The following is a 14,252-nucleotide window of genomic DNA, read 5'->3' on the forward strand; positions in this document are numbered from 1 at the left end:
GTATTGACTATGAAGGTTATTGCTGTTAATGGCGGCCCCCGCAAGCAATGGAACACGGCTACATTATTGCATAAAGCCCTTGAAGGAGCGCAATCTGTAGGTGCCGAAACAGACCTGTTTCATCTTTATGATCTGAATTATAAAGGATGCATCAGCTGCTTTGGGTGCAAACGCAAGAACTCCAGCCGGATAGGGCATTGTGTCCTTAAAGATGAGCTGACCCCCCTTTTGAAAGAAGTGCTGAAGTGCGATGCCCTGCTGCTGGGTTCGCCCATTTACTTTGGCAATGTCACCGGAGAAATGCGCTCCTTCCTGGAGCGGCTGTTTTTCTCCCTTCTTTCCTATAATGAAGGCCAGCGTACTGTTTTCCCAAGAAAAGTGGCCTCAGGTTTTATCTACACGATGAATGTTCCCGAAGATTTCCTGCCTCAGCTTGGTTACGAAGCGGTTTTTAAAGCCAATGCCCGCAGCCTCGAACTCCTTAATGGACCTTCCGAATATCTCCTGGCCACAGATACCTATCAGTTTGACAACTACTCCAACTATGCATCCTCCCGATTTAATGAGCAGCATAAAGCCCAGGTGCGCCAAGAGCGATTCCCTCAGGATTGCCGGCAAGCCTTTGACCTGGGAGCCAGGCTGTCCGGGCGTAATGCTGAATAGATCGTGAAAACTCTCTCCCCTCCCCTATTTTTAATATATTATGGTTTGGCGGATTGGTTTCCAAACAAAAACGCATCCCAAATTGCGGATGCGTTTTCGCCTGTTTATCGCCTTTAATCCAGATATTGAGATTGGGTCAACCTGATCATCTCCACCTTAGAATCCGGCTTCACATTCGTATTGACCAATTGGTTATCTTCCCTGTTATAGTCGAAGATCATGAGCTGACCATCCTCCAGCAGATAGAAGCCTTCCAGAGGTCCTTCACCATGTCTGCTTTCAAAGGGTTTGTATTTGTCAGCATACACGTCCTTAATTCTCTCAGCGGTATCTCCTACCTTGGCACCGAGGTTGGTGGCGAAGTCCGCGGCAATAGCGTCAATCTCCAGCACTTTGCCGGAATCTTTTCCGACAATGAGCCTGATGCCTTGCTTATACTCTCTGCTGTACCAGGCTTCAGGGAAATGCCCAGGCTCATCATAGAAAGTTTCTTGATAGTCCTTGCCCAAGATTTTCTCTGCCTGGCTGAAGGGATCGCCCAGATGGATGTTTCCCAGGCTGGCACTTTGTTCTGTCTCGTTACCTTGTCCTACACCAGGGCCTGTCTGTCCTTGGTCCCCGACCGGCAAATCCGTCCCTACCTGCTGCCCGGGTTTATCCAGATCAGCATTTTGATCCTGGGGCGTCTTGACCGCACAACCCGCCAGTAAAAGTACTGAAGCCAAAATAATCAGGAATCTCTTAAACACTGTGCATCACCTCGGTAGTTCTTCTTAACAGAGAGTATCTCCATCCCCATTTCTTTTACTCTTTTCACTGGGATTATTTTTTGCTCCGGGAAAGAGTGCGCTTTACTCCAAAAGCCCCTCCTCCCAGAACTACCGCAGCACCTAATCCATAAAGCATAGCGTCGGAACCTTCTCCTTGAGCCTCGTCACTTTTAGCGGAAACACCCTCAGCCTGCGCCTCATTACTTGTCTCCCCACCGGAAGCCAGAGGATTCACAGCCGGCTCAGCTCCACCTGCAGCTGCAGCTAAAGGCGAAGCGAATTCTCCTTCAACCACTTTCACCTTTTCCTTGCCGAACCTATCATAAAGGTATTGAGCACTTTCTTCACTATAAGGCTGGATGCCGATCTCTACATAATCACTCATAAGGCCGGTATGAGTGACAGAAAACCCCTTGTCCCCAAACTCACCGCGATGTTCCTCGAAGATAAATTGATAGATCCCTTTGTTCAGTTCCACCAGTGCCGGATCAACTTCTTGCCCAGGGCTTACCACCGGATCACTGGGTTCAACCATCATGCTCGCCAGGGCCGGCTGGACACCTGAAACCTGGCCCATATCTCTGTCTTCACTTGCATACACCGGAGCGGAAGCGGCCAGAGTCAAGCACATCCCCAACATCAAAGTTCTAGAAATTTTAAATTTAAACAAAGAATCCCCTCCCATTCCAATACCTCGAAGCATCATAGCTGCTACTGGTATATAAGACGGGAGGGGATGTTTCTATCTGACGATTTTCTTCATCCGTTTTTTGGAATTCAAATCATTAGAAACTAAAGGCTATAAACTCATTGGTCAGTTGCTCACTGATCTTCGTAACACGGTTCAAGGCTTCCGATATGGATTTGGCCTCCGTTTGATTGATTGTAGAGCTATTGAGTATTTTATTAATAATTCCATCCATGTCCTTAATTTCTCCGGCTAAGAAGTGGAGCAAAGGAACGGTGCGATGATTGGTTTGTTTTATATTGGCAACCAGCTGCTGGATGAATTGGATGGATTGCTTGCTTCTTTCCGCCAACTTTCTTACTTCATCGGCGACCACAGCGAAGCCTCTCCCCGCTTCTCCGGCACGAGCTGCTTCAATAGCTGCATTAAGAGCCAGCAGATTGGTTTGATCCGATATTTGTTTGATGGTATTAATCAGCTCATCAATCTTCTGGGTATTGGTATTGAGATCATTGGTAACTTCAATGGTTTCGTCGATGCGCTCCACTTGTCTCTGGATGCGGTCATGGGCTTCATGGATACTTGAATTCGTATCCTGCATAAAGTTCACGATACCTTCCATTGAACTCATAACTTCCTGAATATGAGCATTTAAGTCAAAGCTGATCCCTTGGGTGTTGGACAGTATTTGATTAAAGTTAAATTCTACCACCTTTTCGGTCAGATGCAGTATATCCTCAGGTTTAATGGCCCGATTAAATCCGATAATAGATACCCTATGTTTATCAAAGTATTGTCCGTAATGAGTCCAGAGAACTCCCTTAGGTCCTACATAGCCCTGCATGCCAACGATGTAATCAGCTTGCTGCAATATTTCCTTAGCCTGATCATTAGTCATCTCAGTAAATGGGAGAAGACTATAATTTACATGGTCGACCTCATGCTCATGAAGGTATTGCTCTATGGCTTTGGCCTGGGAACCGTTATTGTTAAAGATCACTACATTGGCTCCTGCGGGAAGGCGGGCAACTCTTATGTAAAAAAGGTCTTCGGGAACGAGCTCCAGAGGGAATATCTTTTGTCTGGCCACATATTTAGAGGCTTCCTCCACCCTTGTGGGAAGGACAATATAAAGATCGTCGTTTAAATTGGCCGGAACCTCTTTGATATAATATTTGTTTCTCATCTGGACTTTATGTCCAAAGTATAGAGAGGTGACCCGGTGCAATTCATCAGCGACTGCCTGGGAACTCCCGATGGTAGATATATTCATTAAGCGATTATTCATTTTCCACCCCCATCATGTGAAAGTAACCACAATGATTAACGTATACACAATTTTGACATTTCTCTGCAAAAGTCCTCTATTCTTTCAATATGATTTTTTAATGCTAACGATTAAAATAAATGAGGTTACACCTTCCACGTAAAAAGGGGCTGCTGCGCAATGAAATAGTTCATTTCGCAACACACCCCCGATTAGCACTCCCTAAAGATGCTGCCCCAAATTGCCAGGTAAATCCTTGATAAATTTCTTCTTTACCTTCGATGTGATACAAGTCCATGGGTTTAGTCAGTTCCGGCGGAAACGGATTTTGCAATAAATTAATCTTCATGAGCAGCTCAGAAACAAATTGAGAACAGAAGTAGTGATTTTCTCTGCGCATGGGGATTTTCATGGCGGCAGTAAACAGCCCTAGAAAATTATATCTTAAGAATTGGTCGGCTGCTATAAACCGAGACAGTTCATTGATCAACATCGCGTGTTGAATTTCATTGATTTTTATCCGGTAAACAATACATTCGCAATTGCTTTTTTTTAAAAAAACACCCTTATTAAAATTTTCTCTAATAAAGCCGGCAGAAAATGGATTGTTGGGCGTAACCCGTCCAAAAGAATACATGGTTTTCAAGTCATGGTCAAGGCTGATGGATGTATGAACATATTTTTCCCCAGTAAAAAGAGTCAGAACCCTGGAAAGCCATGTGCCTGTTTTCGAAAACACAAGATAAACATACAAGGTTCGAAACACCTCCGCAGTTACTATCTTTTACGGCGATCCGGTCCGGTCAAAATCAAAAACAGGAACACACCAAAGCCGACGAGAAAAAACATCATCAGTGAAGCTATGGCAATAAACACTTCCCCTGTAGCAAATCCGGCAACTGCAGCCGAAAACATACCAAAGAGCAGCAGTCCCACCGACAAAGCATAAAGCCCTGCTCTTATCTTATTCATAGCATACTTTTGGCGGGTTTCTCTGGTCAATAGGCTGTATGTCAGCAGGGCACCACCGGCAACGATAAATATTCCTGACCCTGATATACTAACAGCATCCAGCTTCATGAAGTATAACATAGCAACATTAAAAAATCCAAATAAAATTATCAGCGACCCTGCTATAGTTCCGGCGAGAGAAATTCTTGCCGTCATGGTGGAATAAACGGCTTGTTTTGCTTTATCCTGGCCAATCTGCCGCATCTCCGCCACCAAACCGCTCAAATCCCCTAAGGACACGATCGCTTCCTTAAACGCCTGGTCTTCACTTATCCCCCTATTTTTATAGTCTAAGGTTTTCTCATTCAGATTGGTCGTTATCTCCTCCTTTAGATCAAAGAGCTGCTGACTTGCCCCCACTCCGGCGAATAAAGCGTCGATATAGGCTGAGATTTTATGCTCCAACTCGTATTCAGTCTGTCTCATGTCCACCCATTCCTTCCTGATCTATCCTATTAAGAACCAACTTATCCAATATCTTTTTCGCCAGGCACCAATCCTTGATATTTTTCTCGTAAGTTTCCAAACCCTTATCTGTAATCCGGTAATATTTTCTTCTGCCGCCGGAGGTTTCGTCTCCCCAATAGGAAACGATACAACCTTCTTGTTCCATGCGCCGGAAAGCTGTATAGAGAGTCGCCTCTTTCAGTTCATATTGATGGCCGCTGAGCTCAATTATCGTCTTATAGATCCCATAGCCATAACTATCCCCTTGGCGCAAAACATTTAAAATAACGGTATCCGTATGCCCACGAATAAGATCGGTAGAAATTGTTGCTGCCATAGACTCTCACCTCTTGATATATAACGTATCACACATTACTATGTGTGTCAAAGTAATATGACAGACACTTTCTCATCAATTTTTTTTTAATCAGTTATTTTTTGCACTATTATTATTGTTAATATTTCTATACGATAGTATAATATTAGTCATAAGGATAAAAATATACTATAGTATATAATCGTTAGGGAGGCTTTACCGAGACATGATGAATAGAAGAGAACGCAAAAAAGAAGAAACCAAATCAAGCATCATCCACTGTGCCCTGGAACTATTCAGGGCGAAAGGCTTCCCGGAAACTTCTATGGAAGAAATCGCTGAAAACGCCGATATTTCCAAAGGCACATTGTACAACTACTTTGAAAATAAGGAGTCCATACTCAGTGCCTATGTTCAATCTGCCATCATGGATTTCGGCGAGGAGATGGAGGCTCAACTCAAGGAGCACAGAGGAATCGCAGCACAGCTTCGGCTCTTGCTGGATTTCAGACATGATTTTTTCGGCAAAGATCCGGAGCTGACAGCCATCTACTTAAGTTTCAGGATGCAGACCCTTTTTAATATTCCCTCAGCCAATCCTTTCAATCATCCCCACCGCAGTGGGTTAGAGAAGGTCATTCTCAATATGATTGCCGAAGCTCAAAAAAACGGGGAAGTGAGGAAGGACATCCCGACTCTGGTTTTGGCCAGGAATTTTCAGCTTATCACCGTAAATTATTTCATCTCCTGCCAGTTTGTTCAGGAACCTGCAGAGCTGGAGCAGTTGCGGGAGCAGCTCATTGAAGTGCTTTTAAGTGGGGCTAAAGCTTAAGGAGGTCACGTTATGGAAGAGCATTACACTTTATTCTTTAATGATATTGATCAAAGGGATCTGCCACTCGTTGGCGGAAAAGGAGCAAACCTTGGAGAAATGACCAAAGCAGGCTTTCCTGTACCCTATGGTTTTTGCGTAACCACCGCAAGTTACCAAGAGTTCCTTAGGGCCAATAACCTCCCTGCCTATATAGCTGAAACCATTAAAGACGCCGGCTTAGAGACGATTAAGACCATTGGCTCAGCCATTCGGGAAAGACTCAGGATGGCGGAGATTCCCCAGTCTGTCAAAGAAGCTGTCCTCCAGGCTCTGCAAAAATCAGGGGCACAACACTACTATGCCGTCCGTTCCAGCGCCACCGCTGAGGACTTGGCTTTCGCTTCCTTTGCCGGTCAACAGGATACCTATCTGAATATCAAAGGTGAAGAAGAAGTTCTGGATGCCCTTCGCAATTGCTGGGCTTCGCTCTTTACGGATCGGGCCATCCTCTATCGTATGCAAAACGGCATTGACCAGGAAAAGGTCTATATGTCCGTGGTGGTTCAAAAGATGATTTTTCCCGAAGTATCCGGAATTATGTTTACTGCCGATCCGGTGTCCGGACACCGGGGTCTTATCTCCATCGATGCCGGCTATGGCCTGGGGGAGGCTCTTGTCTCCGGACTTGTCTCACCGGATATCTATACCTTTAATAAAGCATCAGGCCAGATTCAGAGCAAATCCATCGCCGAGAAAAAGCTGGCTATCCTGCCCGTCCCGGGCGGCGGAACCGAAAAAGTGGCAATCACAGGGGAAAAAGCCACCCGTCAGGTTCTTGATGACTCTCTGATTCAAGACTTGGCCGAACTTGGTAAAGCTATCGAACAGCACTACGGCTGCCCCCAGGACATCGAGTGGTGCCTGAGCTCCGGGCTTTCTGCCGATGGTTCGCCGACGCTGAGCATTCTGCAGAGCCGGGCCATCACCTCCCTCTATCCTCTCCCCACGCCCCTCCCCCAAGATGATGCCTTGCATGTCTATGTTTCCTTAAATCATATTCAGGTTATGACCGATCCTATTTCCCCTCTCGGCATTGATATGCTGCGGCTGATGCTTCCCTTTGACAAAAGTGCCTGCAGTGCTGAAGAGTATCAGCGGGTCAAAGAGGCGGCCGGCAGGGTTTATATCGATATCAGTGAAATCCTGGCTCTTAAAACCGCCCGCAAAGCCTTTCCTCTCTTCTTTAAAAATGTGGACGCTCTGGCTGCCGAGGCTATGACTGAATTGACCAACCGGACCGGCTTTACCGACCGTATCAAAAAGGATGAAAAAACGGTTAAAGCTTTTAAAAGCTTTTTTAAGCCTATTGTCTTTAAGGCTATTCAAGCCATTCTTTTCAAGAGGCCCGAGGGTGCTATCCAATCTATCCATGACTATATTGAAAACCGGGTCAGGGATGCTGAAAAGGCCATAGAGCAAGCCAAGCCGGGCACCGACCGACTGGAAGCGATCAGGAGAACGGCAGATTTTACAGCTGATTTCAAAAATCTCCTGCCCAGACTGATGCCGGCCATCGTAAGCTTCAAGGCTCTGGAGCATTGGGAAGAAAAACTGCTGGGAAGCCGGAACTACACTAGTATCCTTGTCACCGGGCTGGAAGGAAATATCACTACAGAAATGGGGCTTCTCATCGGCGATTTGGCTGATCAGGTACGCCGCTCCCCTGATTTAATTCATGAGTTTGAAAATGAAGATTACGGCACCTTGTTCACTCGTATTCATAACCTCCCCGGGCACGAAACCTTCAAGGAAGCCTTCTGCACTTTTATGGCCAAATACGATATGCGGGCCGCCGGTGAGATCGATATGGCCAAGGACCGCTGGATCGAGCATCCCGAGCCTTTAGCCAAATCCATTCTGGCCATCGTCCATTCTGCTCCGGAAGGCATTCACCGCCAGGAATACCAGCTTACCAAGGAAAAAGCCCTGAAGGCGGCGGATGATCTGGTTAAGGAAGTGGCGGACAAACATGGCCTGCTGAAAGCCAAGCTTGTTCGCAGGCTGATTAGAATAGTCCGCAACTATCTGCCTGTCCGTGAACATCCTAAATATTTGATCATGAAACTGATCCTGCTTTGTAAGCGGGCCTTTTTAGCCGAAGCCAAATACCTGGTAGAAAAAGGTCTGCTGGCAACCGAAAAAGATATTTTCTATGTGAACTTTTGGGAGCTTTATCAAGCCATACAGGATAACCACAGCCTCACCGGGCTGGTGGAGCAAAGGAAAGAAGAGTGCCGCCACTATAAGAAGCTCAGTGCTCCCCGCCTCCTAACCAGCGACGGCGAAGAGCCTAAGGCCAGCTACCAGAGAGAAGATCTTCCCGTCGGCTCCTTGATCGGCATGCCTGTATCCTCGGGGAGGGTTGAGGGCATCGCCAGGGTAGTCACCGACCCTGCCCAAGCCTCTGTCAACAAGGGGGAGATCTTAGTCGCTCCCTTTACAGATCCCGGCTGGACTCCTCTTTTTATCAACGCTTCCGGTTTGGTCATGGAAGTCGGCGGTCTGCTCACCCACGGGACCGTGGTAGCCAGGGAGTATGGCATCCCCGCTGTGGTGGGAATAACGGATGTCACCAAAAAAATCAGGACCGGCCAGAAGATCCGCGTGGAGGGCGATGCGGGCTATGTCCTGATTCTTGATGAATAGGAGGAGATGCTTATTCTTGGCTTTATAGGCTTGCTCTTTGGCATGTTTTCCATTGGGGTGATGCAGCTCATCTTAGCGACGGCCATGCCCTTTATCGTAGAAGAAATCGGAGGAGGCGCTCTGTACGACTGGGTTTTCTCCAGCTACATGCTGGCCTCTATCGCCACCATCCCCCTCTTCGCCAAGTTTGCCGATATCTATGGCAAGCGGAAATTCTTCATCCTGGGCATGTGCTTCTTTGCTTTAGGCAGTCTTTGCGGCGGTTTCGCCGCCACTATGCCCTACTTCATAGGGGCAAGGGTCATTCAGGGTGTCGGGGCTGGAATCATCAGCCCCGTAGCCATGGCCATGGTCTCCGATATGTTTCCAGCTGAGCAGCGGGGAAAAATGATCGGCCTGTTTGGCTTGGTTCAACTTCTCTCCAATCTTCTGAGCCCGCCTCTGGGCAGTTTTATCACCAAGGAATTGGGCTGGTCCTGGATCTTCTTCTTGAACCTGGGGATGATTGCCTTTTCCATGCTCCTGGTGCTTCTGGGAAAAACAGTGCAAGAGAGCAAAAGCGACATGAAGCTTAAGGAGATCGATATCCTGGGTGGTTTGCTTTTTGGGGGCTTCTGCCTTCTCGCCGTCACCCTTGCCAATGCCCTCAGCCATCAGGGCCGGTTCGGCGTGTTAGGAGCCGCCCTTCTCCCGGCTTTGATTTTCACCGGGACAATGCTGGTGCTCAACGAAAGAAAACAAAAGAATCCCATCATCAAAATGGAATTCCTCAAAACCCAAATTATCCGCCGCTCCCTGATCAGTGCCGTGCTGTCGGGAGCCATCATGTACGGTCTGGCTGCTCTCCTTCCCCTCTGTGGGGTCATGCTCAGCCGCCAGGGCTTCCCGCTGGATGAAAGCAAAACTCTTCTGTTCTTTATGGTCAGCCTCACCTCCGGGCTCCTCGGGGGCAGCCGCTTAAACAAGCTTCAGTTAGGGCAGGTGCCCAGATACCTGTGGCTTATTCTTTCCATCAGCTCCGTTTTCCTTTTGTATTCTCTTTATACTGTTAAGATCGTCCCCTTCTGCCTGTTCTTAATCCTGATGGGCTTATCTGCCGGCGGAATCATGGCCACCTTCCTCATCAATTCCCAGAACGCTGTAGAAAGTGAGGATAGAACGGTCCTCAGCGGCCTGGTCCAACTGGGACGGTATTTTGGCGCTTCCATCGGGGTAACCCTGCTGATCGGCATGCTGCCCGAAGTCAGCCTCATCAGCGGAGTCGGGGAATTTATCGGCGCTTTCGGACTCTTAGTGCTACTCTGCCTCGCCGGAGTGATCAACGAGATTCTCTGACAATGAATCAGCTCAGGGGGACAAACACCCCTGCCAAAACAATGGAATAACGCAGGGCAATGCCGCCCACCAAAAGGGCCAAAGCGCAGACCAGCAGGACCTTTTCTTGATGGGAACGCATAAACGTCTCGATAAACAAGGGCAGAAGCAGCCCCACGCCTATAACCAAACCCCAAAAAGGCAGGGCCAGAAATCCCTTGAGGAGAATGTCAACACTGCTCCCTGCCGCTCCGCCGGCCTGCTTTGCCAAGCAAAGCATGACGCTAAGAAGGACTATTTCACAAAGGATCAGGCCTATGTCCAGCTTAACCATAGCCGGCAAGGCAGCAGCAATCTGTTCTTTACGGATCTTTTTACTTGCAACCAGGATCAAGAGGATAAACCCCACACCCGAGGATAATGCTGAAGCCAGGAAGAGCAGAGGGAGGAGAAGGGGGTTATTCCAAAAGGGAATGGCTTTGACTACCCCCAGCAAAAGCCCTGTATAGGTTGCTGTTCCTATGGCCAAGCCAAAGCCCACCCAGTCTAAACAACGGGGTGTGCTTTTTTTGAAGTACAGGTTTTGAACGATCTGGATCAGCCCTAAAAGCAAGAACAGGGAGAGGATAATCGTACCGATGGAGATCATGGAGGAAAAAGGTCTGAGCACGGCTAAGGGAGCTGCCAGAGGTCTTCCTAACTCAAACAGCAAAAAGGCCGTTCCCACAGCCACAAAAGCCGGTCCCCAGAAATACCCGATATTCTGCAAAGAATCGTCCCGGCGCCATAATTTATTGCCCAGAGCAATCAGGTACACCCCTGCTCCTGTACCCGCCAAAAAGAGATACCAAACCACAAGGTCATGCCACACCTGTTGCGGATGCATCAGCCTTCTCTCCTTTCTGCGGCTCCGGATTCAGCTATATAATACACGGCCGGACCGGTTCCCTGGTTCTTGATCAGCTGAAAGGTTTCATGTTCCAGCAGGAGGGTGGAGATTTCGCTTTGGGGATCGTCCAGATCTCCAAAAATCCGGGCACGTCCCGGGCAGCTTACCGTGCAAGCCGGGTCCAACCCCTGATCCACACGCTCATAGCAAAAGCTGCACTTCCCGGGAGTTCCCTTAACATGCTGCTTATATCCCTGCTGCTCAAAAGGCGTCAGCCCATATTCCGCAAAATATCCTTCTGATTTCTTATTAAAGCTTCTTGCCTGATAGGGGCAGGCTACCACACAATATTGACAGCCGATACAGATCTTCTGGTTTACCATAATGATTCCATCCCCTCGTTTCGTCGTGGCACCGGTTGGGCAGACCTTTAAACAAGGGGGATGGGAACAGTGATTGCAGAGAACCGGAGTAAAGGACATCCGGGCCTCGGGATAGTCGCCTTTTTCGGCCACGATGACCCGGTTCCAGGTCACACCTTTGGGGGTTGCATGCTCAGCTTTACAGGCCATAACGCAGGCAAAACAGCCGACACATCGTCTTAAATCGATCAGCATTCCATAGCGGGCCATTCCCTTTCCCTCCCTTTCCTTTGCTGTTATACCTTGCGGATTTTTACTTTAACATCCCGATCCAGATTGATTTTCAGGGGGTTAAAGAGCTCTTCCCCAAGCTTCAGCAAGTCACCAAAGGCGGGGCCGTGTTGGGCTGCGGGGTTAAAGTTAGCTGTCTTAATCCCATAAGCACCGGCGATGCCCAGGACTTTTTTGTGGATAAGGTGTGAGGTTTTCACCTTCCCTTCAATCTTGCCTCCCTTAAAGGATTCGATTGCGATCGTGTCCCCGTCCTTTAAGCCCCGTTCTGCGGCTGTCTGGGCATTGACCATGATATTTAATGAGTAAGGGTCCTGAGCTTCTGTAAGTTCCATAAGCCAGCCATTGCCAATATTGCAGGCAAAGTGATGCTGCATATTCTTGTAGTTGATGCAATAAAGATCAAACTCCTGAGGGGCTTGGTGCTCCGGATGAGGCTCCCAATAGGGAAGAGGTGTAAACTGTTTTAAAACAAAGTCATTGCCGGGTTTACGGGCAATGTTCTTTTCCACGAATTCTTTGGCCAGCCGCAGCCGGTGAGAGGCAAATTCTTCGAGATAGAGGGGCAGCCTGGCTTGGGGGTATTTACTATAACCATAATAGTTTTTAAGATCATAGATATCATAGGCGGCAATTCCGTTCTCTTTAAACCAGCCAAGGTCATATTGGCCGCCGGTTTTGGCCAGGCACATCAGCTCCATCACTTGTTCCCAGGTATAGGTCCTGGTGGTGTCAAGCTGGTAATCCCCCTTCAACCCCAAGCTGAGGTTGAGCCGGGCGAGCACCCCTTCTTTTCCCTTTAAGATACCCAGGGCTTCACTCAGTTCAAGAACGATTTGATTGCCCTCTTTGGTATTGTAAAGGGGCTTTGCTAAAACGGGTTGCTGGATAGCCCAGCCATAATTGCCTTTTTCCTGGAATACATCTGTAAAGGAGGTTCTGGGAACATAGCTGCTCAACCCATAACGCTCCAGCCAGCTGCTTTCAGGCAAGATAATGTCGGCAAATTCGGTGGGTTCATCGAATTCATAGGAAATGGCAAAGGTAAACGGAAAGTTCTTCATAATGGCGTTGACACGCTCAAAATCTCCCAGCAGGGCTTGGGGATTCCCTCCCCATATGCCCAGCACCTCGGGAATATAGTCGAATCCGTAAGATCCGGGATCTGCCAAGGTCAGCCAGGCTAAGCCTGTGGAAGATCCCGGTATGGGCGAGTGTTCAATCAAGGAGATATGCTCAGGGGTTTTTTGGAGTGGAACATAAACAAATTCCTCAGAAGTAGTCACTCCGTCCACAGGATTGATTCTATAAGAAGGGATCCCGGCGCTTTTCGCCGAACCGGGAACCTCTGCCGCTCCCACGATCAGAGCCAGAATTTTGGCGGCATGCACCACCATATAATTATCCACATGGCATTTGGAGCCTTGCTCGGAAATTATGGCCACCGGCCGGTAAGGATAGGTTATCCCCCCCAGGGTTATGGCGCTGCCGATCCGGGCCTGTTCAACCCATTCCCTTGCCAGGCGGCGTACAGTATCCGCCGGAATCCCTGTGATTGCCGCCCCTTTTTCCGGCGTGTACGCTCTGACATGCTCTTTCAGAGCACTAAAGGCTGTGCTATAGCTTTTTCCATTGAGGGCAAAGCTGCCATCCAGGGCCGGCTCTTGCAGGGTAGGATCGTCGAAGGCCTTGGCTTGTTGATCGGCTAGATCCCAGAGGAGGGGTTTGCCCAGCTCTAAACCCCGCACCTCATCCTCATACAGCTCTTCATTGCGTAAGTATAAATGATCTTCCCCAACCAAATAGGGTGAATTGGTCCTTTTTAATAAATAAGCCTGATCATAGATGGCCAGCTCATTAAGAATCACATTGATCATGGACAGCAGGAAATATCCCGTTGTCCCTGGTACAATCGGGACCCATTCATCTGTTTTGGCCAAGGACGGGCTGAGAATGGGGGTAACGTTAACGACCTTGAGCCCCCGGATGCGGGCATCGACAAAGGCATTGACCTCTTCGCTGTTTCCTTTCCCCCCTTGCTGTGAGTTAGCGCCTAAATTAAGAAAGTAGTTGCAGTACAGCAAATCAGCCCTGGCCTGACCTCCGCCATTGATGATCTTGTTGATGGGACTGCTGGATCCCCCGCACCCCACCGAGGTTCCGCCAACAATAACATTGGGAGTGCCGAAGGCCTCGGCAAAAGCTTGTTCTGTATTCATATTCAGGCTGGCCCCATGGCCGGTCAGAAATATAAACCTGCGGGGATCTTCTCCTTGAACCTGCTTAAGCTTCCCGGCAATCGCGGCGATCGCTTCCTCCCAGGTGATCTGAACCCATTTGGGATCGACTCCCCTCCCCTTCTCCGGATTGGTTCGCTTCATAGGGCTTTTAACGCGATAGGGGTTATAAAGCGTCATCAGCGCGGCAGCCGATTTGGCGCAGTTTCGCCCTTGATTGGTCGGAGAAGCAGGATTGCCTTCAATTTTTACCGCCACACCATTGACGCGATGGACCAATAGGTGGCACCGGTTATCTGCGGCACAGGCTTTACAATGGGTCGGTATCCAGACATTTTCTGTTTCATTATGATCAAAGTCCGTAAAAATCTCATCCTCAGCAAGTCCAAAGCCGGCGAGCGCCAGCGTTGCTGCCGCAGCCGATAAGCCGAGGAATTGTCTTCGCTTTAATTGCATTGTTCTCCCCCATTAAAATGA

The 14,252-nt window shown here is 48.5% G+C and carries 13 protein-coding genes; 4 read left to right on the plus strand and 9 right to left on the minus strand.

Features of this window, described 5'->3' with window-relative positions; genetic code table 11:
* Positions 1-9 precede the first annotated feature (9 nt).
* Complete coding sequence (locus DESLBE_RS11010; protein WP_144678641.1) at positions 10-663, plus strand: flavodoxin family protein; 654 nt, start codon at positions 10-12, stop codon at positions 661-663.
* Between the two features lie 113 nt (positions 664-776).
* Here DESLBE_RS11010 and DESLBE_RS11015 read toward each other — a convergent pair whose 3' ends face one another.
* The 6 genes from DESLBE_RS11015 to DESLBE_RS11040 all read right to left on the minus strand — a co-directional run bounded on the left by DESLBE_RS11015 (position 777) and on the right by DESLBE_RS11040 (position 5,183).
* Complete coding sequence (locus tag DESLBE_RS11015; RefSeq protein WP_144676774.1) at positions 777-1,412, minus strand: hypothetical protein; 636 nt, start codon at positions 1,410-1,412, stop codon at positions 777-779.
* A gap of 73 nt (positions 1,413-1,485) precedes the next feature.
* Positions 1,486-2,103, minus strand: a complete 618-nt coding sequence (locus tag DESLBE_RS11020) for a hypothetical protein (RefSeq protein ID WP_144676776.1) — start codon at positions 2,101-2,103, stop codon at positions 1,486-1,488.
* Positions 2,104-2,218: 115 nt separating this feature from the next.
* Positions 2,219-3,409: a methyl-accepting chemotaxis protein gene (locus DESLBE_RS27295; RefSeq protein WP_144676778.1), complete on the minus strand. Its 1,191-nt coding sequence runs from the start codon at positions 3,407-3,409 to the stop codon at positions 2,219-2,221.
* A 169-nt stretch (positions 3,410-3,578) separates the two neighbouring features.
* Complete coding sequence (locus DESLBE_RS11030; protein ID WP_015943220.1) at positions 3,579-4,142, minus strand: hypothetical protein; 564 nt, start codon at positions 4,140-4,142, stop codon at positions 3,579-3,581.
* Positions 4,143-4,165: 23 nt separating this feature from the next.
* The gene (locus tag DESLBE_RS11035) at positions 4,166-4,825 is read right to left on the minus strand and encodes a permease prefix domain 1-containing protein (protein WP_144676780.1); all 660 of its coding nucleotides are present in this window, start codon (positions 4,823-4,825) and stop codon (positions 4,166-4,168) included.
* Positions 4,812-5,183, minus strand: a complete 372-nt coding sequence (locus DESLBE_RS11040; protein WP_015943218.1) for a PadR family transcriptional regulator — start codon at positions 5,181-5,183, stop codon at positions 4,812-4,814. The genes DESLBE_RS11035 and DESLBE_RS11040 overlap by 14 nt, the downstream gene beginning before the upstream one ends.
* Positions 5,184-5,388: 205 nt before the next feature.
* On the opposite strand from DESLBE_RS11040, the gene DESLBE_RS11045 reads away from it, so the two are divergent.
* From DESLBE_RS11045 to DESLBE_RS11055, 3 genes are read left to right on the plus strand one after another with little or no spacing between them, the layout of a single operon-like run.
* The gene (locus DESLBE_RS11045) at positions 5,389-5,994 is read left to right on the plus strand and encodes a TetR/AcrR family transcriptional regulator (protein ID WP_011461687.1); all 606 of its coding nucleotides are present in this window, start codon (positions 5,389-5,391) and stop codon (positions 5,992-5,994) included.
* Positions 5,995-6,006: 12 nt separating this feature from the next.
* Entirely contained in the window at positions 6,007-8,682 is a 2,676-nt protein-coding gene (locus tag DESLBE_RS11050; RefSeq protein ID WP_144676782.1) for a phosphoenolpyruvate synthase, read from the plus strand.
* Between the two features lie 6 nt (positions 8,683-8,688).
* A complete protein-coding gene (locus DESLBE_RS11055; RefSeq protein ID WP_144676784.1) occupies positions 8,689-10,017 on the plus strand; it encodes an MFS transporter in 1,329 nt (442 codons plus the stop codon).
* A 7-nt stretch (positions 10,018-10,024) separates the two neighbouring features.
* Here the strand turns inward: DESLBE_RS11055 and nrfD are convergent, their stop codons facing one another.
* Genes nrfD through DESLBE_RS11070 form a run of 3 tightly spaced genes read right to left on the minus strand, consistent with a single transcriptional unit; the run spans position 10,025 to position 14,231 of the window.
* A complete protein-coding gene (gene nrfD / locus DESLBE_RS11060; protein ID WP_144676786.1) occupies positions 10,025-10,882 on the minus strand; it encodes an NrfD/PsrC family molybdoenzyme membrane anchor subunit in 858 nt (285 codons plus the stop codon).
* Positions 10,882-11,547, minus strand: coding sequence for a sulfate reduction electron transfer complex DsrMKJOP subunit DsrO (dsrO, locus tag DESLBE_RS11065; protein ID WP_348981682.1), 666 nt, complete (start codon positions 11,545-11,547; stop codon positions 10,882-10,884). The genes nrfD and dsrO overlap by 1 nt, the downstream gene beginning before the upstream one ends.
* Positions 11,544-14,231 (minus strand): molybdopterin-dependent oxidoreductase, encoded by a 2,688-nt coding sequence (locus DESLBE_RS11070; RefSeq protein WP_144676790.1) that lies wholly within the window; start codon positions 14,229-14,231, stop codon positions 11,544-11,546. Before DESLBE_RS11070 ends, dsrO begins: the two co-directional genes overlap by 4 nt.
* Between the last annotated feature and the right edge of the window lie 21 nt (positions 14,232-14,252).

This window comes from Desulfitobacterium sp. LBE (assembly GCF_007830365.1).
GTDB classification, from domain to species: Bacteria; Bacillota; Desulfitobacteriia; order Desulfitobacteriales; family Desulfitobacteriaceae; genus Desulfitobacterium; species Desulfitobacterium hafniense.

Excerpts from the sequence above, each read along its gene's own strand:
- DESLBE_RS11050 (WP_144676782.1), top strand. The coding sequence starts at position 6,007 with ATGGAAGAGCATTACACTTTATTCTTTAATGATATTGATCAAAGGGAT.
- DESLBE_RS11045 (WP_011461687.1), top strand. The coding sequence starts at position 5,389 with ATGATGAATAGAAGAGAACGCAAAAAAGAAGAAACCAAATCAAGCATC.
- DESLBE_RS11035 (WP_144676780.1), bottom strand. The coding sequence starts at position 4,825 with ATGAGACAGACTGAATACGAGTTGGAGCATAAAATCTCAGCCTATATC.
- DESLBE_RS27295 (WP_144676778.1), bottom strand. The coding sequence starts at position 3,409 with ATGAATAATCGCTTAATGAATATATCTACCATCGGGAGTTCCCAGGCA.
- DESLBE_RS11010 (WP_144678641.1), top strand. The coding sequence starts at position 10 with ATGAAGGTTATTGCTGTTAATGGCGGCCCCCGCAAGCAATGGAACACG.
- DESLBE_RS11040 (WP_015943218.1), bottom strand. The coding sequence starts at position 5,183 with ATGGCAGCAACAATTTCTACCGATCTTATTCGTGGGCATACGGATACC.
- DESLBE_RS11055 (WP_144676784.1), top strand. The coding sequence starts at position 8,689 with ATGCTTATTCTTGGCTTTATAGGCTTGCTCTTTGGCATGTTTTCCATT.
- nrfD (WP_144676786.1), bottom strand. The coding sequence starts at position 10,882 with ATGCATCCGCAACAGGTGTGGCATGACCTTGTGGTTTGGTATCTCTTT.
- DESLBE_RS11070 (WP_144676790.1), bottom strand. The coding sequence starts at position 14,231 with ATGCAATTAAAGCGAAGACAATTCCTCGGCTTATCGGCTGCGGCAGCA.